Source organism: Streptomyces sp., assembly GCF_031178505.1.
Taxonomy (GTDB): Bacteria; Actinomycetota; Actinomycetes; order Streptomycetales; family Streptomycetaceae; genus Streptomyces; species Streptomyces gulbargensis.
Genome location: NZ_JAPSIW010001059.1, coordinates 1 through 1,545, shown reverse-complemented (window position 1 = coordinate 1,545; position 1,545 = coordinate 1). Strand labels below are relative to the sequence as shown.

Below are 1,545 nucleotides of genomic sequence, written 5' to 3'. Positions count from 1 at the left end.
AAGCCTTTCAGCGCCGATGGTACTGCAGGGGGGACCCTGTGGGAGAGTAGGACGCCGCCGAACAATTATTGTGGGAAAGCCCCGCACCTCTGGTGCGGGGCTTTCCTGCGTTCCGGGCCCCTAAGGTGTGGTCATGCGCTACGACCTGGTCATCTTCGACAACGACGGGGTGCTCGTCGACAGCGAGCCGATATCGAACCGGCTCCTCGCCGGCTACCTCACCGAGCTCGGGCACCCCACCACCTACGAGGAGTCGGTGCGGGACTACATGGGCTCCGCCATGCACCGCATCCACGAGCTCATCGAGGAGCGGACCGGCCGGCGGCTGCCGGCCGACTTCGACGACACCTTCCACGCCAGGGTCTTCGCCGCCTTCGAGAAGGAGCTGCGGGCCGTCGCCGGGGCCGCCGAGGTCCTCGGCCTGCTCGCGCGGGAGCACATCCCGTACTGCGTCGCCTCCTCCGGGAGCCACGAGCGCATCCGCGTCGGGCACCGCAGCGCCGGCCTCGACAGCTGGTTCCGCGACGAGAACATCTTCAGCGCCGAGGACGTCGGCCGGGGCAAGCCCGAACCCGACCTCTTCCTCCACGCCGCCGCACGCATGGGCGTCGCCCCCGAGCGGTGCGTGGTCGTCGAGGACAGCCTGCTCGGCGTGCGGGCCGCCCTGGCGGCCGGCATGGACGTGTACGGATTCACCGCCATGACCCCCGCCGAGAAGCTCCCCGGGGCCCGCGGACACTTCCGGAGGATGGAGGAACTGCCCGCCACATTGGGTCTGTGACCGGTCTACCCAGCGGTAGGCCCCGGTCCTACGCTGAGCCGCCATGACGGATGCGCGGTTGCGGCGTGGGCGGGCCTCCCTGGCGGTCGGCTTCTTCGTGCAAGGGGTCGCCTTCGCCCTGCTCGTGACCCGCATACCGGCCGTCCAGGACCGGTACGGCATATCCGACGGGCTGCTGCCCGCCTTCCTCGCGGCCGTGCCCGTCCTCGCCGGGGTCGCGAGCGTGGCGACCGGGAAGCTCGCCGCCCGCGTCGGGCCCGCCGCCGTGCTGCGGTGGGCCCAGCCCCTCGTCCTCCTCACGCTCCTGGGCGTCGGCGCGGGGAACGAACTGTGGCAGGCGGCCCTCGTCCTCGGCGCGTTCGGGCTGGCCGTCGGCGCCCTGGACGCGGCCATGAACATGCTGGGGGTGAACCTCCAGCGGGCGTACGGGCGAAGCATCATGCTCGGCTTCCACGCCGCGTACAGCCTCGGCGGAATCGTCGGCGCCTCGCTGGCGTGGGCCGGGGCGTACGGGGACCTGACGCTGCTGGTGTCGTACCTCCCCGTCGTCGCCGTCCTCCTGCCCGTCGCCCTCGCCGCGAGCCGGTGGTACGCCGCCGGGGACCGCGTGCCGGTGGACGGGCCCGGGCGGACGGACGGCGGAGTGCCGTTCCGGCTGCTGCTGCCGCTCTGCCTCGTGATGAGCTTCGCGTACATCGGCGACTCCACCGTCTCCAACTGGTCGGCGAAGTACCTCCAGGACGTGCTCGGCGGTTCGGAGGAGC

1 protein-coding gene and 1 pseudogene are annotated in these 1,545 nt (G+C 71.8%); both read left to right on the top strand.

Features of this window, described 5'->3' with window-relative positions; genetic code table 11:
* The first annotated feature begins 133 nt into the window (after positions 1-133).
* A complete protein-coding gene (locus tag RIF68_RS36225) occupies positions 134-781 on the top strand; it encodes an HAD family hydrolase (RefSeq protein ID WP_309055931.1) in 648 nt (215 codons plus the stop codon).
* 43 nt (positions 782-824) lie between these two features.
* Positions 825-1,545: pseudogene (locus tag RIF68_RS36220) on the top strand (MFS transporter); the annotation flags it as partial.